The sequence below is a fragment of the Paracoccus spongiarum genome (assembly GCF_030732095.1).
Taxonomy (GTDB): domain Bacteria; phylum Pseudomonadota; class Alphaproteobacteria; order Rhodobacterales; family Rhodobacteraceae; genus Paracoccus; species Paracoccus spongiarum.
In genome coordinates, this window is sequence record NZ_JAVAMQ010000015.1 from 1 (window position 1) to 18618 (window position 18618).

15 protein-coding genes, 1 tRNA gene and 1 pseudogene are annotated in these 18618 nt (G+C 71.9%); 5 read left to right on the forward strand and 12 right to left on the reverse strand.

Features of this window, described 5'->3' with window-relative positions:
- Nucleotides 1-111 precede the first annotated feature (111 nt).
- Nucleotides 112-188: transfer RNA gene (locus Q5Y72_RS14570), tRNA-Met, on the reverse strand.
- 103 nt (nt 189-291) lie between these two features.
- Between Q5Y72_RS14570 and Q5Y72_RS14575 the strand changes: the two genes are divergently transcribed.
- Entirely contained in the window at nt 292-1431 is a 1140-nt protein-coding gene (locus tag Q5Y72_RS14575; RefSeq protein ID WP_305964155.1) for an FAD-dependent oxidoreductase, read from the forward strand.
- On the opposite strand, the gene gltX is transcribed toward Q5Y72_RS14575, so the two are convergent.
- Nucleotides 1415-2737: a glutamate--tRNA ligase gene (gene gltX, locus Q5Y72_RS14580; RefSeq protein WP_305964156.1), complete on the reverse strand. Its 1323-nt coding sequence runs from the start codon at nt 2735-2737 to the stop codon at nt 1415-1417. The two genes, Q5Y72_RS14575 and gltX, sit on opposite strands and share 17 nt — an antisense overlap.
- A 78-nt stretch (nt 2738-2815) precedes the next feature.
- Between gltX and Q5Y72_RS14585 the strand changes: the two genes are divergently transcribed.
- Entirely contained in the window at nt 2816-3223 is a 408-nt protein-coding gene (locus tag Q5Y72_RS14585; protein WP_305964157.1) for a metallopeptidase family protein, read from the forward strand.
- On the forward strand, nt 3220-4191 hold the full coding sequence (locus Q5Y72_RS14590; RefSeq protein ID WP_305964158.1) for a 1-phosphofructokinase family hexose kinase: 972 nt from the start codon (nt 3220-3222) through the stop codon (nt 4189-4191). Before Q5Y72_RS14585 ends, Q5Y72_RS14590 begins: the two co-directional genes overlap by 4 nt.
- Before the next feature lie 260 nt (nt 4192-4451).
- On the opposite strand, the gene Q5Y72_RS14595 is transcribed toward Q5Y72_RS14590, so the two are convergent.
- Nucleotides 4452-4778 carry a DUF6280 family protein gene (locus Q5Y72_RS14595; protein WP_305964159.1) on the reverse strand — a complete coding sequence of 109 codons (327 nt, stop codon included), beginning with the start codon at nt 4776-4778 and terminating at the stop codon, nt 4452-4454.
- 359 nt (nt 4779-5137) lie between these two features.
- Here Q5Y72_RS14595 and efp point away from each other — a divergent pair, with 359 nt between their 5' ends.
- The gene (efp, locus tag Q5Y72_RS14600) at nt 5138-5701 is read left to right on the forward strand and encodes an elongation factor P (protein ID WP_305964160.1); all 564 of its coding nucleotides are present in this window, start codon (nt 5138-5140) and stop codon (nt 5699-5701) included.
- 241 nt (nt 5702-5942) lie between these two features.
- On the opposite strand, the gene dinB is transcribed toward efp, so the two are convergent.
- The 5 genes and pseudogenes from dinB to Q5Y72_RS14625 all read right to left on the reverse strand — a co-directional run bounded on the left by dinB (nt 5943) and on the right by Q5Y72_RS14625 (nt 11662).
- Nucleotides 5943-7067, reverse strand: coding sequence for a DNA polymerase IV (gene dinB / locus Q5Y72_RS14605; protein WP_305964161.1), 1125 nt, complete (start codon nt 7065-7067; stop codon nt 5943-5945).
- Nucleotides 7064-7798: a CAF17-like 4Fe-4S cluster assembly/insertion protein YgfZ gene (gene ygfZ / locus Q5Y72_RS14610; RefSeq protein ID WP_305964162.1), complete on the reverse strand. Its 735-nt coding sequence runs from the start codon at nt 7796-7798 to the stop codon at nt 7064-7066. Before ygfZ ends, dinB begins: the two co-directional genes overlap by 4 nt.
- Nucleotides 7795-9462, reverse strand: coding sequence for an ABC transporter ATP-binding protein (locus tag Q5Y72_RS14615; protein WP_305964225.1), 1668 nt, complete (start codon nt 9460-9462; stop codon nt 7795-7797). Before Q5Y72_RS14615 ends, ygfZ begins: the two co-directional genes overlap by 4 nt.
- Before the next feature lie 360 nt (nt 9463-9822).
- A pseudogene (locus tag Q5Y72_RS14620) lies at nt 9823-10380 on the reverse strand (RsmD family RNA methyltransferase); the annotation flags it as partial.
- Nucleotides 10381-10462: 82 nt separating this feature from the next.
- A complete protein-coding gene (locus tag Q5Y72_RS14625; protein WP_305964163.1) occupies nt 10463-11662 on the reverse strand; it encodes an NAD(P)/FAD-dependent oxidoreductase in 1200 nt (399 codons plus the stop codon).
- Nucleotides 11663-11779: 117 nt separating this feature from the next.
- Between Q5Y72_RS14625 and Q5Y72_RS14630 the strand changes: the two genes are divergently transcribed.
- Entirely contained in the window at nt 11780-12265 is a 486-nt protein-coding gene (locus Q5Y72_RS14630; protein WP_305964164.1) for a peroxiredoxin, read from the forward strand.
- Nucleotides 12266-12459: 194 nt separating this feature from the next.
- Here Q5Y72_RS14630 and Q5Y72_RS14635 read toward each other — a convergent pair whose 3' ends face one another.
- The 4 genes from Q5Y72_RS14635 to Q5Y72_RS14650 all read right to left on the reverse strand — a co-directional run bounded on the left by Q5Y72_RS14635 (nt 12460) and on the right by Q5Y72_RS14650 (nt 18494).
- Nucleotides 12460-13599 carry a GNAT family N-acetyltransferase gene (locus tag Q5Y72_RS14635; RefSeq protein ID WP_305964165.1) on the reverse strand — a complete coding sequence of 380 codons (1140 nt, stop codon included), beginning with the start codon at nt 13597-13599 and terminating at the stop codon, nt 12460-12462.
- Between the two features lie 160 nt (nt 13600-13759).
- On the reverse strand, nt 13760-14515 hold the full coding sequence (locus tag Q5Y72_RS14640) for a glycerophosphodiester phosphodiesterase family protein (RefSeq protein WP_305964166.1): 756 nt from the start codon (nt 14513-14515) through the stop codon (nt 13760-13762).
- The gene (locus Q5Y72_RS14645; RefSeq protein ID WP_305964167.1) at nt 14512-14970 is read right to left on the reverse strand and encodes a RidA family protein; all 459 of its coding nucleotides are present in this window, start codon (nt 14968-14970) and stop codon (nt 14512-14514) included. Before Q5Y72_RS14645 ends, Q5Y72_RS14640 begins: the two co-directional genes overlap by 4 nt.
- 71 nt (nt 14971-15041) lie before the next feature.
- Nucleotides 15042-18494, reverse strand: a complete 3453-nt coding sequence (locus Q5Y72_RS14650) for a chromosome segregation SMC family protein (protein WP_305964168.1) — start codon at nt 18492-18494, stop codon at nt 15042-15044.
- Between the last annotated feature and the right edge of the window lie 124 nt (nt 18495-18618).

Here is an 18618-nt window from a genome sequence, read left to right on the forward strand (position 1 = left end):
CGAGTGCGCTTTAGTCCAGAAGCTAGTGCGCCGCCACACACACCACAATTTGCGGGTATCGAATGCGCCACCGATCGTGTTCAAGGTGGTTCGCTGATCTACCCGGACGAATGGTAGCGGAGGAGGGATTTGAACCCCCGACACAAGGATTATGATTCCTCTGCTCTAACCAGCTGAGCTACTCCGCCACGGGTGAGGGGCGATGTAAGGGGTGGTGCGGGGAGCGTCAAGCGGTTTTCTTGGGGATGCCTGCATGGCCGGGTCGCAGGCGGGAATGGAAGGGATTTTCCCATGGCGCACGCCCCATCCGCGGCTGCGGATCTCGTGCTGATCGGCGGCGGGCACAGCCATGCGCTGCTGCTGCGGCGGTGGGGGCAGCGCCCTGCCCCGGCGGCGCGGCTGACGCTGGTGACGCCCCATACGGTGGCCGAATATTCGGGCATGCTGCCCGGTCATGTGGCCGGCCTCTATGATCGTCGCGAGATCGAGATCGACCTCGCGCGGCTGGCGCACAGGGCCGGCGCGCGGCTGATCCTTGACCGCGCGACCGGGCTGGACCTGCGGGGGCGGCGGGTCATGCTTGCGGGCGGGGCCCCCTTGGCCTTCGATCTGGCGTCGGTGGATATCGGCGTCGAGGCCGGCGCCGGCGATGTGCCGGGGCTGGCGGATCACGGATTGCCGGTCAAGCCGGCGGCGCGCTTTCTCGCCGGCTGGCAGCGGTTCGCGGACACGGGCGGCGGAGCCCTTGCGATCATCGGGGGCGGAGTTGCGGGCATCGAGATCGCGCTGGCCGCCCGCAGGCGCCTGCCGAACATCGCGATCACGGTGATCGAGGCCGCGCCGGCCATGCTGCGCGAGCTGTCGCCCCGCGCGCGGCGGCTGGTGCTGGCCCGCGCGAGGTCGGGGCGCATCGCGCTGGTGACCGGCCGGGCGGTCGCCCGGGTCGGTCCCGAGGGGCTGTGGTTGCGGGACGGTGGCGCCATCCCGGCGCGTCTGGTCGTCGCGGCCACCGGGGGGCAGGTCGGGGGCTGGCTGGGCCGGTCCGGGCTGGCGATGCAGGGCGACCGGATGCGCGTCGATGCGACGCTGCGCAGTTCGCATCCGGCGGTGTTCGGCGTGGGCGACTGCGCCGTGCTGGCCGGGGCGCCGCGCCCGCAGGCCGGTGTCTTCGCGGTGCGGCAGGCGCCGGTTCTGGATCACAACCTCCGGGCGGCGCTGGCCGGCACCGGGCGGATGCGCGCCTACAGGCCGCAGCGCGACTGGCTGCGGCTGATCGCGGCGGGCGGCGATGCGGTGGCCGACAAATGGGGCATCGCCCTGGGCGGCCCCTGGGTCTGGCGCTGGAAGGACCGGATCGACCGGCGTTTCATGGCGATGCTGTCGGATCCGCCGCGCAGGCGAAAGCCCGGCGGTATCAGCCGCGCGCCCTGACCACCTGCAAGAGCGGCATCACGTCGGACATGTCGGGGCCATGCGCCTGGCCGGTCAGCGCCTTGCGCAGCGGCATGAACAGCGCCTTGCCCTTGCGGCCGGTCGCCTCCTTGACGCGGCCTGTCCAGGCGGACCAGCTGGTCTCGTCATAAGGCGGCGGCGGCAGCAGGCGCATCGCCTCGGCGACGAAGCCGGCATCCTCGGGGTCGATCTGCGGCTCGGCGCCTTCGCTGAAGATGCGCCACCAATCGCCGAGATCCTCGATCCGGGTGATGTTCTGCGAGGCGACGCGCCAGAACCGTTCGGCATGATCCGCCGGTACGCCAAGCGCCGCGATGCGGTCGCGGACCGCCTCGAAGGGCTGGGACTGGTTGCGCTCGCGGGTCAGCGGCCACAGATCCTCGACATCGAACTTGGTCGGCGAGGCACCGAACTGCGACAGCTCGAAGCCTTCGGCGATCTCGTCGAGGCTGGCCAGCCTGACCGGCAGGCCCGACCCCAGCCGCGCCATCAGCGACAGCAGCGCCTCGGGCGCGATGCCGGCCTCGCGCAGATCCTTCAGCGACAGCGCGCCGATGCGCTTGGACAGCTCTTCGCCCTTCGCGCCGGTCAACAGGCTGTGATGGGCAAAGGCGGGCGGTGTGCCGCCGATCGCCTTGATGATCTGGATCTGGGTCGCAGTATTGGTGACGTGATCGGCGCCGCGCACGATATGGGTCACCCCCATGTCGGTGTCATCGACGCTGCTGGCGAAGGTATAAAGCACCTGCCCGTCGGCGCGGATCAGCACAGGGTCGCTGACCGAGGCCGCGTCGATCGAGATGTCGCCAAGGATGCCGTCTGCCCATTCGATCCGCTCGTGGTCCAGCCGGAACCGCCAGTAGCCCTCGCGCCCCTCGGCCCGCAGCCGGTCGCGGTCGGCGTCGGTCAGGCCCAGCCCGCTGCGGTCATAGACCGGCGGCCTGCCCATGTTCAGCTGCTTCTTGCGCTTCAGGTCCAGCTCGACCGGCGTCTCGAACACCTCGTACAGCCGGCCGCTGCCGCGCAGCGCCCCGGCGGCCTCGGCGTAGCGGTCCAGCCGCAGCGACTGCCGTTCGACCCGGTCCCAGTGCAGACCCAGCCAGTCAAGGTCGCGCTTGATGCCATCGACATATTCCTCCTTGCTGCGCTCCTGGTCGGTATCGTCCAGCCGCAGGATGAAGCTGCCGCCCGCCTTGCGCGCGATCAGATAGTTGAACAGCGCGGTCCGCAGGTTGCCGACATGGATGTGGCCGGTGGGCGAAGGTGCAAAGCGGGTGGTGGTCATCGCGATCTCCTGTTGGCTGCTGCTCTTTCACAGCCTGCGTTTTTTGTCCATATCAGGGGCAACAGGCAGGAGATGCGGATGACGGAATTACAGGCTCTGACCGCCCCGGACGCGGCCGGGATCGAGGCGCTCGCCCGCGACGCGCTGGCAAGCCTTCCGCCGGAATTCGCGGGGCATGCGCGCGATGTCGCCATCCGGGTGGCCGAGTTCGCGCCCGAGGACGTTCTGGACGAATTGCAGATCGACGACCCGTTCGAGCTGACCGGCCTCTACGACGGCATTCCGGTCACCGAGAAATCGGTCAGCGACCAGCCCGAAGGCCCTGATATCGTCTGGCTGTATCGACGCCCGCTGCTGGATGAATGGGCCGCGCGGGGCGATGTCACGCTGGGCCAGCTGGTCGGGCATGTCGTCACGCACGAGTTGGCGCATCATTTCGGCTGGTCCGACGACGACATCGCCCGCGTCGACCGGTGGTGGGAATGAGCCTTGCCGCCGTCGCCGCGCAGGCGCCGATCCTGACGGTGACGCTGAACCCGGCGCTGGACCTGTCGACCGCCGCCGACGAGGTCCGCCCCGACCTCAAGCTGCGCTGCGACAAGCCGGTGGTCGATCCGGGCGGAGGCGGCATCAATGTCAGCCGCGCCATCAAGATCATGGGCGGGGCCTCGACGGCGATGGTGGCGCTTGGCGGCGCGACCGGCACCCGCATCGCCGAGATGCTGAAGGCCGACGGGCTGTCGCTGGTGCGGCTGACCGCGCCGGGCGAAACGCGGCAATCGCTGGCCGTTACCGACCGCGCGACCGGCGGGCAGTACCGCTTTGTGCTGCCGGGGCCGGAATGGCACACCACCCATGTGGCCGACATGATGTCGGCGATCACCGAAAGGGCGCTGGCCGGCGGCTGGGTGGTCGTGTCGGGGTCGAACCCGCCCGGCGTCGCGCCGGGCTTCGAACAGATGCTGACCGTGCGGCTGAAGGACGGCCGCGCCCGGCTGCTGGTCGATACCTCGGGCGAGGCGCTGCGGGCGCTGGCCGGATCGTCGATCCCGGTCGATGTGCTGCGGATGGACAGCCACGAGGCCGAGGGGCTGGCGGGCCGCCCCCTGCCCCTGCGCGGCGACAGCGCGGCTTTCGCGGCGGGGCTGGTGCGGCATGGCGCCGCGAAGTCGGTGATCGTGGCGCGCGGCGCGGACGGATCGGTGATCGCCGGGCCGGACGGCGCCTGGCATGCCGAGGCCGCGCGGGTGCCCGTGGTCAGCGCCGTCGGCGCGGGCGACAGCTTTGTCGCAGGCTTCGTGCTGGCGATGGCGCGCGACTGGCCGGTGCCCGAGGCGCTGGCGCTGGGGGCGGCGGCGGCCTCGGCAGCGGTGATGACGCCCGCGACCGATCTGTGCCATGCCGCGGATGTGGCGCGGTTTTATGACCGCCGCGTTGTGACACGTTTGGCCTGAAGGGACGAGGCGGCCGACCGCGCTGCACCGGACCGCCGGTCGGTCCCGGACCGCTTCCCCGCTGCGCGGTGGTCCGCGAGAGACCGGCTGATCCGGGCGGGGCGAAGGGATCAAATCCGGCGTTATTCAGGGTCATCCGCGCAGCCCGACACATCGCGCGACCGGGGACGCATGTTGTCGCAAGGCCCACGCCAAACGAAATGGACCGCCCGAGGCGGTCCATGGTGTCATTTCCGAGATATGCCTTCCGGATACCGGGGTCAGGCGGCTTCGGCCTCTTCGGCCTCGGCGGCCATGCGGCGTTCGCTTTCCTCGCGCGACAGCGCGACCGAGGTGCGCACACCCTTCGACACGAACTCCATCAGCCCCTTCACGACCCGCTCGTTGGGGTCGATGCCGGCGCAGGACAGCACCTCGCGGCCATCGCGCGAGCGTGCCCAGCGTGCAATCTGTTCGGGCCCGTTGCCGTATTTCCGGTCATCGGCGATGGCATCGTCCAGCGCCGCCAGAACCACGGCCGCAAACAGCTTGCGCGCGCGTTGCCCCTGTTCGAAGTTGAAAGCCGAGCCGTCCACAAAATCGCGCATGTCATTCGTCCAATCTGCCTGACCCCGGCGTCGCCAAGGCCCCTGCGGGAAAGACCTACGTCTGGCCCGCGTGTTAGTTCCGTTTCTTCGACGGTGCCGCCTGCAATAGACCACAACCGAGCCGATTCGATATTACCGCGCACGCATGGCTGCCATGCAATAGCTGCAATCCGTGCAAAAATCAGAAGAAATTTGCGCCTGCACACGAATATGCGCGATGTCTTGCCGCCCCCGCCGCCTTGACAAGCCGCCAAAACCGTTCCGGTTGCCTCTGTCTGCAGGCCCCGATATAGGGGCGCGGCACAGCCGTTCAACGCCCGGACGGTCGAAATCCCCGCAAACTCGGAAGAGATCCGTCCATGCCCAAGATCAATGGCAATGAAATCCGCCCCGGCAACGTGCTGGAGCATGACGGGGGCCTGTGGGCCGCCGTGAAGGTCAACCATGTCAAGCCCGGCAAGGGCGGCGCCTTTGCCCAGGTCGAGATGAAGAACCTGCGCGACGGCCGCAAGCTGAACGAGCGGTTCAGGTCCGAGGACAAGGTCGAACGGGTGCGGCTGGACCAGAAGGACCAGCAATTCCTGTATGAATCCGATGGCAAGCTGGTCTTCATGGACAGCGAGACCTTCGAGCAGACCGAACTGGACGCGGAATTGCTGGGCGACCGCCGCCCCTTCCTGCAGGACGGCATGACCGCCACGATCGAATATTACGGCGAGGAGGCGCTGTCGGTGTCGATCCCGCAGAAGGTCACCTGCAAGGTCGTCGAGACCGAGCCGGTGGTGAAGGGGCAGACCGCCGCCAACAGCTACAAGCCGGCGATCCTCGACAATGGCGTGCGGATCATGATCCCGCCCTTCGTCGGCGAAGGCGAGGACATCATCGTGAACACCGAGGTCTTCGAATACAGCGAACGGGCCTGACCGAAGCGCCCGCCGAAAGCGACTGACATCGACGCCCCGTGGCCCGGCCGCGGGGCGTTTTTCCGTCCCGCAACGGCGCCGGGCGTTGCAGGGCGGCACCGCGCAACGGGAGTTCTGGCGCCGGCGCGAAAAACCCTGCAAATGCTGCGAAAAGCGCGTCACCGGGCGTCCACTGCAAAGTCACCGGATGTGCACAGGCTGTACACCGCTTGCGCACGCCGGGTGTTGCGCGGGGCCGCGATCAGAGATCGGGAAACAGCGCCAGCTGTGCGGGGTCGTGGTCGTCGTCGTGATCAAAGCCCGACAGGGTGATCCCCAGCAGCCGCACCCCGCGCGGATCGGGCAGCACGGATGCGGCGAGGTCGCGGGCAATGCCCAGCATCTCGGCCTGCGAGGCGACCGGGCGGGGCAGCGTGCGGGCGCGGGTGATCTGGTGGAAATCCGCGAATTTCACCTTCAGCGTCACCGTGCGGCCGCGCAATTCGCGGCTGTCCAGATGCCGCCAGACCTTGTTGGCCAGCGGCGCCAGCGCCTCGCAGGCCTGATCCAGCGTCGCCAGATCGGTGAAATAGGTGTTCTCGGCCCCGACCGATTTGCGGATCCGGTCGGGGCGCACCTGCCGCTGGTCGATGCCGCGCGCGATGTTCCAGTAATAGCGCCCGGACTTGCCAAAGCGGCGGGTGAGGAAGTCCAGATCCTGCGCCCGCAGGTCGGCGCCGGTGGCGATCCCCATGGCCTGCATCCTGGCCGCCGTTGCCGGGCCGATGCCGTGAAACTTGCCGACCGGCAGCGCCAGCACGAAACCCGGCCCCTTGTCGGGGGTGATGACGCAGAGCCCGTCGGGCTTGTTCTGGTCCGAGGCCAGCTTTGCCAGGAACTTGTTGTAGCTGACCCCGGCGCTGGCGGTCAGTCCGGTCGCCTCGCGGATGCGGGCCCGGATCTCGCGCGCGACAGCGGTGGCGGTCTGGCCGGGCCAGAGGTGGTCGGTCACGTCCAGATAGGCCTCGTCCAGCGACAGCGGCTCGACCAGGGGGGTGTAGTCGGCAAAGATGTCGCGGATCTGCTGGCTGACGGCGCGATAGACCTCGAAGCGGTGCTTCACGAAGATCAGGTCCGGGCACAGCCGCGCCGCCGTGACCGAGGGCATGGCCGAGCGCACGCCGAACACCCGCGCCTCATAGCTGGCCGCCGCCACAACCCCGCGCAGCGACGAGCCGCCGACCGCCACGGGCTTGCCGCGCAGGTCGGGATTGTCGCGCTGTTCGACCGAGGCATAGAAGGCGTCCATGTCGATATGGATGATCCTGCGCGGCGGCGGGGTCGCGTCGGGCGCCGCATCGGGGGCCCTGTCGGCCCCGCGCGTCATTCCGGCCGGATGCGGGCGTCGCCCGCCACCATTCCCGCGCCCAGCCGGTCGAAGCGGACATGCGCGATGGCCCGGCCGCCGGACTGCGTGAACAGCGTGCCGACCTCGCGCCCCTCGCGCAGGATCGGGGTGCCGACCGGGGCCGCGCCCTCGACCGCCACGGTGGTCAGGCCCTTGCGCAGGTCGGTCTTGTGCTTCATCCGGGCGGTGACCTCCTGCCCGACATAGCAGCCCTTGCGGAAATCGACGCCGTGCAGGCGTTCGAATCCGGCTTCGAGGATGAAGGTCTCGTTCGGGATCAGTTCGACCAGGGTTTCGGGGATGCAATGGGCCACCCGGATCGCATCCCAGTCGGTGCCGTCATCGCCGCCCGTGCCGCCATCGCCGCCGCCATAGAGCCGCCAGCCCAGCGCCGGGTGGCGCGGGTCGGCAATGGCGCCGTCGGGCGCGGCGCCGGTGCCGCGCGCCACGGTCATCGCCACCGGCTCCAGCGCGACCTTGCTGCGCAGCCGATACATCGACAGCCGCCGCATCAGGTCGTCGGCCAGCCCGGCATCGACATCCAGCAGCAGCGCCCCGTCCTGCGGAATGATCAGGAAATCGGCCAGATACTTGCCCTGCGGGGTCAGCATCGCGGCCCAGCAGGGGGCGTGGCGGACATCGTTGGTGACCAGCCCCTGCAGGAAATCAAGGCGATCCTCGCCGGTCAGGCGGATGATCTGGCGGGTCATGGCGTGTCTCCGAATTGCAGCGCGACGAGGCGGGCATAGGCGCCGCCCCGGGCCATCAACTGGTCATGGCTGCCCTCTTCGACAACCCTGCCCGCCTGCATCACCACGATCTTGTCGGCCTTGCGGATCGTCGACAGCCGGTGCGCTATCACCAGCGTGGTGCGGCCCGCCGACAGCCGGTCCAGCGCGTCCTGGACCAGCCGTTCGCTGGCGCTGTCCAGCGCGCTGGTCGCCTCGTCCAGCAGCAGGATCGGGGCATCGCGCAGGATCGCGCGGGCAATGGCGATGCGCTGGCGCTGGCCGCCCGACAGCGCCGAGCCGCGCGGCCCGGCCGTGCTGTCGAGGCCGCGGGCGGTGTGGTCCACGAAATCGCTGACATGGGCGGCGTCCAGCGCGGCCGCAAGCGCCGCCGGGTCGGCGTCGGGGCGGCCCATCAGGATGTTGTCGCGCAGGCTTTCGTCGAACAGCGCCGATTCCTGCGCCACGGTCGAGAACTGGTCGCGCAGCACCCCGAGGTCGTAGTCCGCGACCGGCACGCCGCCCAGCAGCACCTGGCCGCTGTCGGGATCGACCATCCGGGTCAGCAGGTTGAAGACGGTCGATTTTCCCGCGCCCGAGGGACCGACCAGCGCGGTGGTCTGCCCGGCCGCGGCGGTGAAGCCGAGGCCTCGCAGCACCGGCTGGCCGTCATAGGACAGCGCCACGTCCGACAGGGTGATCGCGGTGCTGTCGGGCGGCGCCAGGCGCGGACCCGAGCGGATGCCGGGCGCGGTGTCGAAGACCTCGTAGATGCGTTCGAGGCTGGCCGCCGCGGTCTGCCAGCTGCCCGCCAGCCCGCCAAGCCGGCGCATCGGCTGGAAGGCCAGCGCCAGCGCAGTGAAGAAGGACATGAAGTCTCCGACGCTGCGCTGGCCCTCCATCACCTCGCGCCCGCCCAGCGCGAGGACCGCGACGAAGCCGATGCCGGTGACGATGTCGGTCATCGCCGGGATCACCACGCTGGTCGCGGCGACCTTGACCTCGGCCTGCCGGACCCGCTCGACGATGGCGGCAAAGCGGCGGGTCTGGTCGTCCTCGGCGCGGTTCAGCCGGATCGCGGCGATGCCGTGCAGCACCTCGTCCAGCCGGGTGGCGCGGGCGCTGGCATTGACCCGGTTCTGGCGCATCTTGCGGCGGACGTAACGCTGGACCAGCGCGGTGGGCACGATCAGCAGCGGCGCCCCGACCAGCGCCGCCAGCGTCCAGGACGGGTCCACCGACAGCGCCACCCCGAACAGCAGCACCAGCGAGATCGCGTCGCGCGTGGCCCCGGTCAGCAGCGTGGCCCAGACGCCCTGCACCGCGATGGTGTCGCCCTGGATGCGCTCTATCAGCGCGCCGGGCGGGTTGTCGCGGAAGAAGCGGCCGTCGAGGCGCATGACATGGGCCAGCAGGTCGGTCTGCATCCGGGTCGAGATGCCCAGCGAGATCCGCGTCAGCAGCGACCGGCTGGCCACCAGCGTCACCGCGCGCAGCAGGAAGGTGGCGAAGATCGCCCCGCCGACCCACCAGATCGCGCCCGGCTGGCGGCCCGCGAAGACCAGGTCGAAGAGCGGCTTCAGCATCCACGAGATCAGCGCCAGCGTCGAGCCCTCGAGCGTCATCAGCAGGAAGGCCACGACCATGCCGCCGCGATGGATACGCAGGTAGTCGGACCAGAGCCGCCGGAACAGCGCGGACGAGGAGGGGGTCGGGGTCACGGCGGCAGGACCTCGCTGGCGCGGATTGCGGATGCCCGCCAAGGCTTAGCGCCTTCGGGGGGGCGCGGGCAAGCCGGGGCCGGCGGACGGGCGGGCTGCGGGGTCCTGCGTCCGGGGCGGGTGCGCGCGGCGCCCTGCTGCGGCGGTCGGGTCTGCCGGGCGGGCGGCAGGGGGGGTGGTGCCTGCGCGGCCGGAGGTTGGGGGGCCGGAGGTGGAGGGGCCGGAGGTTGAGGGGGTGGCGTCTGCCGGCGCGGCGCCTGCGGGGACCGGGCCGGCCATGCGGGCCAGGGTCACCACCGTGTCGCCATAGCTGCGCTGGTCCAGCCGGACCAGCGGGGCGGGCAGCAGGGGGGCGCGCGACTCCTCCCAGACGACCAGCGCGCCCGGGGCGATCCAGCCGCCGGCCAGCGCCGCGGCGATGGCGGCCTCGCCCAGCCCCTTGCCATAGGGCGGGTCGAGGAAGACCAGCGTGTAGGGCGGGCCGCGATGGATGCCGAGGCGGGTCGCGTCACCGCGCCGGATCGCGGTGACGGCCTGCGCCCGCGCACGATCGACATTTGCGCGGATCAGCGCCCGGGCGACTGCGCCGTCATCGACGAAATCGACCTGCGCCGCACCGCGCGACAGCGCCTCGAGCCCAAGGGCACCGCTGCCGGCGAAGAGGTCGAGGACCCGCGCATCCGTCACCGGGTTGCCGTGGCTGGCGCTGTGGCTGCCATTCACCAGCAGGTTGAAGATCGCCTCGCGCACCCGGTCGGTGGTCGGGCGCAGATGCGCGGCCGCGTCGCCCTGCCCGATCTCGGCCAGCTTCAGGCCGCGCAGGCGGCCGGCCACGATCCTCATGGGCCGGTCCCGGATGCGTCCCGCGACGGCCGGGGGGCTGTCTGCCCCCCGGACCCCCCGAGGATATTTGCGCCAGGGCAAGTCACAGCAGCGCCCTGAGATCGGCGGCGGCGACCAGAGCCGCAGGATCGGGCGAGCGGCCGGCCTCGATCAGCCGCTTGCCGATCATGTAGGCGCGGGCGTCATTCAGCGCGTCGACCGCGATCAGCCGGGCGCCGCGGTAGTACCAGACCGAGCCGCCATGCGGGCCCTCGGCCGGGCGGGTCACGATCCGGTCATGGCCGGTGCCCAGCCCCGCGATCTGCAGCTTCGCGTCGAACTGGTCTGACCAGAACCAGGGCCGCGGCGCATAGGCACGGTCGGCGCCAAGGATGTTGTCGGCCACCGCCTCGGCCATGTCGATGGCGCCGCCAACGCTTTCCAGGCGCAGCCGGCCGCCCTGCCACGGGATGCTGGCGCAGTCGCCGGCCGCCCAGATCGCCGGGTCGGACGTCCGGCCGCGATCGTCGGTGGCGATGCCGTTGTCGATCCCGAGTCCGGACCGTTCGGCAAGCGCGGTCTCGGGGGTGACGCCGATGCCGGTCACCACGAGGTCGGCGGGCAGGTCGCGTCCGTCGGCCAGCCGCACGCCGGTGGCGCGGTCGGTGCCGGTGATGCCGGCGATGGCGGTGCCTTCGAGGATGGTCACGCGGTGGCTGCGGTGCAGGTCGCGGATCATGCCGGCCGTCTCGGCGGCGGCGACCCGGCCGAGGATGCGCGGCGCGGCTTCGATCAGCGTGACCGAGAGGTCCAGCTTGCGCGCGACGGCCGCCGCCTCGAGGCCGATATAGCCGCCGCCGATCACGACCAGCCGGCGGCCGGGCTGCAATCCGGGGGCCAGCGCCTCGATATCGGCCAGGCTGCGAATGACATGCACGCCGGGCAGGTGGCCGCCGATCCCGGCGGGCAACCGGCGCGGCCGGGCGCCCAGGGTCAGGACCAGGGCATCATAGGCATGGCTGCCCCGATCGGTCGTGACGATGCGCGCGTCGCGGTCGATGGCGGTCGCGGTTTCGCCGAGGCGCAGCGTCACGCCCTGCGCGGCCCACCAGTCGGCGCCGCGCAGCATCAGCCGGTCGAGGCCCATCCGGCCCAGCAGGTAGTCCTTGGAAAGCGGCGGGCGCTGATAGGGGGCGACCGGCTCGCTGCCGATCAGGGTCACCGGGCCCGCATGGCCCGCCGCGCGCAGCCGCGCCGCCAGCGAGGCCGCCGCCTGCCCCGCTCCCAGGATCACGATCCGCATCCCCAGCCTCCTTCCGTGCCCCGGGCCGTGGCCGGGCGGCCCGCCCGCGGCTCTGGCCCATCGCCGGGGTGCAACCTATAGTCGCCGCGAATCCGTTGCAATTCATGGAGCGCAGCAATGAGCATCACGGTCGGCGACAACTTTCCGCAGGGCAGCCTGTTGCGGGTGGGCGAGAACGGCCCCGAGGCGGTCGACACGGCCAGCCTCGCCGCGGGCCGGGTGGCGGTGTTCGGCCTGCCGGGCGCCTTCACCGGGACCTGCACGAATGCGCACATGCCCAGCTTCGTGCGCACCGCCGACCGGTTCCGCGCCAAGGGCATCGACCGGATCGTCTGCCTGACGGTCAACGATCCCTTCGTCTGCGCCGCATGGGCGCGCGAGACCGGCGCCACCGAGGCCGGGATCGAGGTCCTGGCCGATGCCGATGGCAGCGTGACCCGCGCCCTCGGGCTGGATTTCGATGCGCCGCCGGCGGGTCTGTTCGGGCGCTGCCGGCGCTTTGCCGCGCTGCTGTCCGGCGGCCGGGTCGAGGTGATCGATGTCGAGGATTCGCCCGGCCAGTGCAGCGTCAGCGCCGGCGAGGCGCTGCTGGAAAAGGCCTGACCTCCCCGCGCCTGCCGGGGCGGGCAGGCACCGCGCGGGCGCGACCGGCCGCCCCTGCGTGATCGGGGGGTCCGGGGGGCAGACAGCCCCCCGGCCGTCGCGGGACGCAAGCCGGCGCCGGCATCCGCCGCCGGGTGCGGCGCGTGCGGCCCGCGCGGCCCCTTGCCCTGGCCGCCCGACCCCGGCGCCCGGCTTCAGACGCGATCCGCGCGCCGGAAGGGCCCCCATTCCGTCAGCAGGTCGATGTCCGACCCCATCGCCGCCCGCTCTTGCTGCAGGTAGTCCTCGAGCGCGCGGTGAAAGCCCGCGTCGCGCACCCAGTGCAGCGAGTGGATCGGCACCGGCAGATAGCCGCGCGCCAGCTTGTGTTCGCCCTGCGCGCCGGCCTCGACCCGCGCCAGCCGCCGCTCGATCGCGATGTCGATGGCCTGATGGTAGCACAGTTCGAAATGCAGGAAGGCATGATCCTCGATGCAGCCCCAGTACCGTCCGTACAGCGCCTCCGGGCCCAGGAAGTTCAGCGCCCCGGCGATCGGCCGGCCGTCGCGTTCGGCCAGCACCAGGATCACGTCGTCGCGCATGTCCTGCTGGAGCCGGTCGAAGAAGGCGCGGGTCAGGTAGGGCTGGCCCCATTTGCGGCTGCCGGTGTCCTGGTAGAACGCCCAGAAGGCGTCCCAATGCGCAGGCCGCAGGTCGTCGCCGGTAAGCCGCAGGATGCGGCCGCCGAAATCCTGCGCGCGCTGGCGCTCCTTGCGCAGCGCCTTGCGCTTGCGCGAGGACAGCTGCGCCAGGAAGTCGTCATAGGATGCATAGCCGCGGTTCAGCCAGTGGAACTGCTGGGTGAGGCGCGGCAGGAACCCCGCCTCGGGGCCCAGCCGTGCCTCGGCCTCGGTGCAGAAGGTGACATGCACGCCCGAGGCGCCGCCGCGCTCGGCCAATTGGCACATCCCGGCCAGCAGCGCCTGCCGGATCGCCGGGTCGCGCGCCAGCAGCCGCGCCCCGGTCGCCGGGGTGAAGGGCACCGTCGCCTGCAGCTTGGGGTAATAGCGGCCGCCGGCGCGCTGGTAGGCCTGCGCCCAGGCGTGGTCGAAGATGTATTCGCCCTGGCTGTGCGACTTGGCATAGAGCGGCACGGCGCCGAGCATGGTGGCGCCGCGCTGGATGGTCAGGTGCAGGGGCTGCCAGCCGGTGCCGGTGCCGACCGATCGCGACTCCTCCAGCGCCAGAAGAAAGCGGTGCGAGGTGAACGGGTTGCCATCGCCAAGCCCGTCCCAGTCCGCGGCCGGAATGGCGCTGATCGCGGGATGGGTGGTCATCGTCAGATCAAGGCTCATGCGGCCCAATCTAGGCGGTCGCGGCGGAATTGCCAGCCGTCGCGCGAGCGCGGGCCGCGCGCTGTTGCCGCAGCCTTGCGGCTGCCCGGGCCCGGCCGCGCGCCCCCCCGCTGCGCGCCTCGCCCCCCCCCCCCCGCGCGCCTCGGTCCGGGCCCCGGGTTCAGGCCCCCGCCGGGTAGTTCTCGTAGGTGATGTTGTCGGCCAGCTGCCGCGCCCGCGCCTCTTCGGCGGCCGAGCGCACCGTCCAGCACAGGATCGGCACGCCCGCAGCCTTCAGGGCGGCGATGCGCGGATTGGCCAGATCGCCCTTGTCATGCGAGACGAAGCAGGCGCCCGAGCTTTCGAAATCCGCAAGATCCGCCAGCCGGGCGCGCGTCGGCTCGTCCAGCATCGGCCAGTCCTCGGGCGGAAAGCCGCAGGAGGTCAGGCCAACCGGCAGGTCGGGCATCAGCGCGTGAAGGGCGGCGACGACATGGGGGTTGAAGGACATCACCGCCACCGGCCCCTCATAGGATCGCAGCTGGTCGGCGACATGGCGGTGCAGCTCGCCGATCCCGGCGCCCAGCCGGCCGTCCTGGTCCTTGATCTCGACCAGCAGCGGCACCCGCCCCGCCACGAGGCGCAGGAACGCGGCCAGCGTCGGGATCGCCTCGTCGCTGCCCGACAGGCGCTTTTCGGCGAGGGTCTCGGGGTCCAGATCGGCGATATAGGCCTGATCGCCCGCCAGCCGGGCGAGGTCATAGTCGTGAAACACCATCGGCACGCCCCCTGCGGCGGGCTGGATGTCCAGCTCGATCCCGTGGCCCGCCTCGATCGCGGCCTGCGCGGCGGCAAGGCTGTTTTCGGGCACGCCCGGTCCGTGCAGCCCGCGATGGGCGATGGGCAGGCGCAGGAAGGCATCGGGCAGCGCGGTCATCCGGCGATCTCGAAGACGGCCTCGATCTCGACCGCGACGCCCAGCGGCAGCGAGGGCGCCGAGACGGCGGCGCGGGCGTGGCGGCCGGCCTCGCCGAACACCTCGACCATGAGGTCCGAGCAGCCGTTGATGACCTTGGGCTGGTCGATGAAATCGCCGGTCGAGTTCACGAAGCCGGTCAGCTTGACCACCCGCGCCACGCGGTCCAGATCGCCCACCGCCGCCTTCAGCTGCGCGATCAGCGACAACCCGCAGCGGCGCGCGGCGGCGACGCCCTCATCGACCGACATGCCCTCGCCCAGCCGGCCCCTGATCAGGCCGTTCTCGTCGGCGCTGATCTGGCCCGAGACGAAGACCAGATTGCCGCTGCGGACGAAGGGCACGTAATTGGCGGCGGGCGCGGGCGCGTCCGGCAGGGTGATGCCCTTGGCGGTCAGGGTGGCTTCGATGCTCATGGCGGTCCTCATCTGTCAGGGACGGCCCGCAGACGGGCCGGGATTCGGCCGCCAGCCTAGCGCGGGCCGGATCAGGCGACCAGAGCCTCGGCGCGCTTCAGATCGACGCTGACCAGCTGGCTGACCCCCTGTTCGACCATCGTCACCCCGAACAGCCGGTCCATCCGCGCCATCGTCACCGCATGGTGGGTGATGATCAGGAAGCGGGTGTCGGTGCGGCGCGTCATCTCGTCCAGAAGGTCGCAGAAGCGGCTGACATTCGCATCGTCCAGCGGCGCGTCAACCTCGTCCAGCACGCAGATCGGGGCGGGATTGGCGAGGAACACGGCAAAGATCAGCGCCATCGCGGTCAGCGTCTGCTCGCCCCCCGACAGCAGCGACAGGGTGGACAGCTTCTTGCCCGGCGGCTGGCACATGATCTCCAGCCCGGCATCCAGCGGATCATCGGATTCGACCAGCACCAGACGGGCCTCGCCACCGCCGAACAGGCTGGTGAACAGGGTCGAGAAATTCGCGTTCACCGTGTCGAAGGCCGCCAGAAGCCGTTCGCGGCCCTCGCGGTTCAGACTGCCGATGCCGGCCCGCAGCTTGCGGATCGCCTCTTCCAGATCGGCCTTTTCTGCGGCCAGCAGGTCGCGTTCCTCCTCAAGCGCGCGCTTGTCCTCGTCGGCGCGCAGGTTCACCGCGCCAAGCGCGTCGCGCTGGCCGCGCAGCCGGGCGATCTGGTCCTCGAGCGCGGCGACGGCCGTGTCGGTGGCGCCGTCGCCAAGGCTGGCCAGCAGCGCCTGCGGGGTGCCCTCGGTCTCGTCGAGGATGCGGGCGCGGGCGGCGGCCTCGCCGTCGCGGGCAGCCTCGGCGCGGGCCTCGCGGGCGGCGCGGGCCTCGCGCGCCTCCGAGGCCAGACGCTCGGCCTCGCGTTCGGCCAGGGCGGCGGCACGGGCGGCCTCGTCGGCGGCCGACAGCGCCTGCCGGGCGCGGTCATGGCGCCCCTGCGCCTCGGCGGCGCGGACGGCCAGCGCCTCGCGGCGGTCGGCCAGCAGCGCGGGCTGCGCCTCGGCCTCGTCCAGATCGGCGGCGGCCGCCTGCCTGCGGGCGGCCAGTTCGGCCGCGCGCGTGCCGGCCTGTTGCAGGCGCAGCGTCCAGCCCGATTCCTCCTTCGCGATCTCCTGCAGGCGCCGGATGCGGGCATTGCCCTCGCGGCGCAGCTCGTCCAGCGCGGCGCGGCGGGTCATGGTGGCGATGCGCGCCGCCTCGACCCCGGTGCGGGCATGTTCGAGCGCCGCGGCCGCGTCGCCGCGATCGGGCAGGTCGGCCAGTGCGCGGTCGGCCTGCAGCAGGCGGGCCCGCGCATCCTCGGCGTCGGCCCGGTGACGCGACAGTTCGGCCCGCGCGCTGTCCAGCCGGCTGCTGGCCATCGACAGGTCGGATTCGGCGCGGGTCGCCGCGCGGACGGCATCCGACAGCAGCCGTTCGGCCTCGCGCCGGGCGTCGCGGGCGGATTTCTCGGCGCCCGCCGCCGCGGCCAGGGCGGCCCTTGCGCCCTCGTGGCGGTCGGCCGCATCCGCGGCGCGGGCCTGCGCGGCCTCGGATTGCGCCACGATGCCGGCCAGCTGGTTCACCTTCTGCAGATGCAGCGCGGCCGAAGACGCGGCCTCGCCCGCCATCACCCGCATGCCGTCCCAGCGGAACAGGTCGCCCGCCGGCGTCACCAGCCGCTGGCCGGGCCGCAGCGCCGCTTGCAGCGCGGCGGCGGCGGCGGCGTCGGCGACCAGCCCGACCTGCGACATGCGCCGCGCCAGCACCGTCGGGCCGCAGACATGGGGGGCCAGCGGCGCGGCGCCCGCGGGCAGCGGCTGCGGGCTGTCCCATCCCGGCAGGTCGTGCCAGCCGCTGGCGCCATCCTCGGCCAGGCCGGCGGCCAGATCGTCGCCCAGCGCCGCCCCGAAGGCGACCTCGTGGCCGCGGGCGACCTGCACCCGGTCCAGAAGCGCCCGGCCGCCCGACTGGCCGCGTTCCACCAGCCGCCGCAGCGCCGCCATCTCGGCAGCCAGCGCGGCCGCCTCGCCCTCGGCCTCGGCGCGGGCCGAGCGGGTGGCGGCCTCGCCGGTCTCGGCCTCGGCCCGCGCCGTTTCGGATGCCGCCAGCGCCTCTTCCGCGGCCTCGGCGCGGTCGCGGGCGATGTCCTGCGCCGCCTCGGCCCCGCGCAGGGCCTCGGCGGCGGCGGCGCCGGTCCCGGCGGCGCGGTAGGCGGCGGCCTCGGCCTCGGCGGCGGCGGCCTCGGCGCGGGTCAGCATGGCGCGCAGGTCCGCGGCCAGCCGCTCGGCCGACTGGTGCCGGGCGGCCAGCCGGGCGGATTCGTCGGTCAGTTCGGCCAGCCGCGCCTCGACCTCGCGCAGCGCCTCGGCGGCCTCGTCGGCCTGCGCCGCGGCCATGTCCAGCCGGGCCTCGTGCCCCTGCCCGGCCCGGTCCAGCTCGGTCCGTTCCCAGCCGAGCCGCTGCACGACCTCGCCGGCATCGCGGTTCAGCGCCTCCTCGCGGTCGATGTCGCGGTCCAGCTGGGCGATGCGCGACAGGATCGCGCGCAGCTGGTCGGCGGCCCGTGCCTCGGCCTCGTCCAGCGCCTCGCGTTCGGCCGCCAGCCGCGACAGGATCGCGCCGGCCACCTGTTCCTCTTCGCGCAGCGCGGGCAGCGCGGCCTCGGCCGCGTCGCGATGGGCGGTCGCGCGCGACGACGCCGCCTCGGCCGACCGCGCCGCGGCCACGGCCTGCGCAAGCGCCTCGGCGGCCGCCAGCCGCGCGGCATCGGCCTCGGCCCAGCGGCGGTAGAGCAGCACCCCCTCGGCCAGCCGCAGCGCGGCGCCGATCTCGCGGTATCGCGCGGCGGCGCGGGCCTGCCGGGCGAGGCTGGCGGCCTGCGCGCTCAGCTGGTCCAGCGTGTCGTCGACCCGTGTCAGGTTGCCCTCGGCCCCGTTCAGCTTCAGCTCGGCCTCGTGCCGGCGGGCATAGAGCCCCGAGATGCCCGCCGCCTCCTCGAGGATGCGGCGCCGGTTGCGGGGCTTGGCGTTGATCAGCTCGCTGATCTGGCCCTGCCGCACCAGCGCCGGGCTGTGCGCGCCGGTCGAGGCGTCGGCGAACAGCATCTGCACGTCGCGCGCCCGCACATCCCTGCCGGCGATCTTGTAGGCGCTGCCCGCGTCTCGGGTGATCCGGCGCACGATGTCGAAGCTGTCGGCCTCGTTGAAGCCGGCGGGCGCCAGCCGGTCGCGGTTGTCCACGCTCAGCGACACCTCGGCATGGCCGCGCGCCGAGCGGCGGGTGGTGCCGGCGAAGATCACGTCCTCCATGCCGTCGCCGCGCATCGCGGTCGGGCGGTTCTCGCCCATGACCCAGCGCAGCGCCTCGAGCAGGTTCGACTTGCCGCAGCCATTCGGGCCGACCACCCCGGTCAGGCCCTCGCGGATCACCAGATCGGTGGGGTCGACAAAGCTCTTGAAGCCGTTGAGGCGAAGTCGGTCGAATCGCACCTTGGCGTCCTGTTGCTGCTGCTCGTTTCGCCAAGTGTCGGGCGACGCGGCGCGCAAGTCAACCGAAACCACAAGATGTGGATAAGTCTGGCGCCACCCCCACAAGATGCGCGCCATGCAACCA

What these genes read in the sequence shown, in the direction of transcription:
- Q5Y72_RS14585 (WP_305964157.1), top strand. Translation starts at nt 2,816, where the DNA reads ATGACGGAATTACAGGCTCTGACCGCCCCGGACGCGGCCGGGATCGAG.
- Q5Y72_RS14595 (WP_305964159.1), bottom strand. Translation starts at nt 4,778, where the DNA reads ATGCGCGATTTTGTGGACGGCTCGGCTTTCAACTTCGAACAGGGGCAA.
- Q5Y72_RS14590 (WP_305964158.1), top strand. Translation starts at nt 3,220, where the DNA reads ATGAGCCTTGCCGCCGTCGCCGCGCAGGCGCCGATCCTGACGGTGACG.
- Q5Y72_RS14625 (WP_305964163.1), bottom strand. Translation starts at nt 11,662, where the DNA reads ATGCGGATCGTGATCCTGGGAGCGGGGCAGGCGGCGGCCTCGCTGGCG.
- efp (WP_305964160.1), top strand. Translation starts at nt 5,138, where the DNA reads ATGCCCAAGATCAATGGCAATGAAATCCGCCCCGGCAACGTGCTGGAG.
- Q5Y72_RS14635 (WP_305964165.1), bottom strand. Translation starts at nt 13,599, where the DNA reads ATGAGCCTTGATCTGACGATGACCACCCATCCCGCGATCAGCGCCATT.
- Q5Y72_RS14640 (WP_305964166.1), bottom strand. Translation starts at nt 14,515, where the DNA reads ATGACCGCGCTGCCCGATGCCTTCCTGCGCCTGCCCATCGCCCATCGC.
- Q5Y72_RS14615 (WP_305964225.1), bottom strand. Translation starts at nt 9,462, where the DNA reads ATGGTCGTGGCCTTCCTGCTGATGACGCTCGAGGGCTCGACGCTGGCG.
- Q5Y72_RS14575 (WP_305964155.1), top strand. Translation starts at nt 292, where the DNA reads ATGGCGCACGCCCCATCCGCGGCTGCGGATCTCGTGCTGATCGGCGGC.
- gltX (WP_305964156.1), bottom strand. Translation starts at nt 2,737, where the DNA reads ATGACCACCACCCGCTTTGCACCTTCGCCCACCGGCCACATCCATGTC.
- dinB (WP_305964161.1), bottom strand. Translation starts at nt 7,067, where the DNA reads ATGACGCGCGGGGCCGACAGGGCCCCCGATGCGGCGCCCGACGCGACC.
- Q5Y72_RS14630 (WP_305964164.1), top strand. Translation starts at nt 11,780, where the DNA reads ATGAGCATCACGGTCGGCGACAACTTTCCGCAGGGCAGCCTGTTGCGG.
- ygfZ (WP_305964162.1), bottom strand. Translation starts at nt 7,798, where the DNA reads ATGACCCGCCAGATCATCCGCCTGACCGGCGAGGATCGCCTTGATTTC.
- Q5Y72_RS14645 (WP_305964167.1), bottom strand. Translation starts at nt 14,970, where the DNA reads ATGAGCATCGAAGCCACCCTGACCGCCAAGGGCATCACCCTGCCGGAC.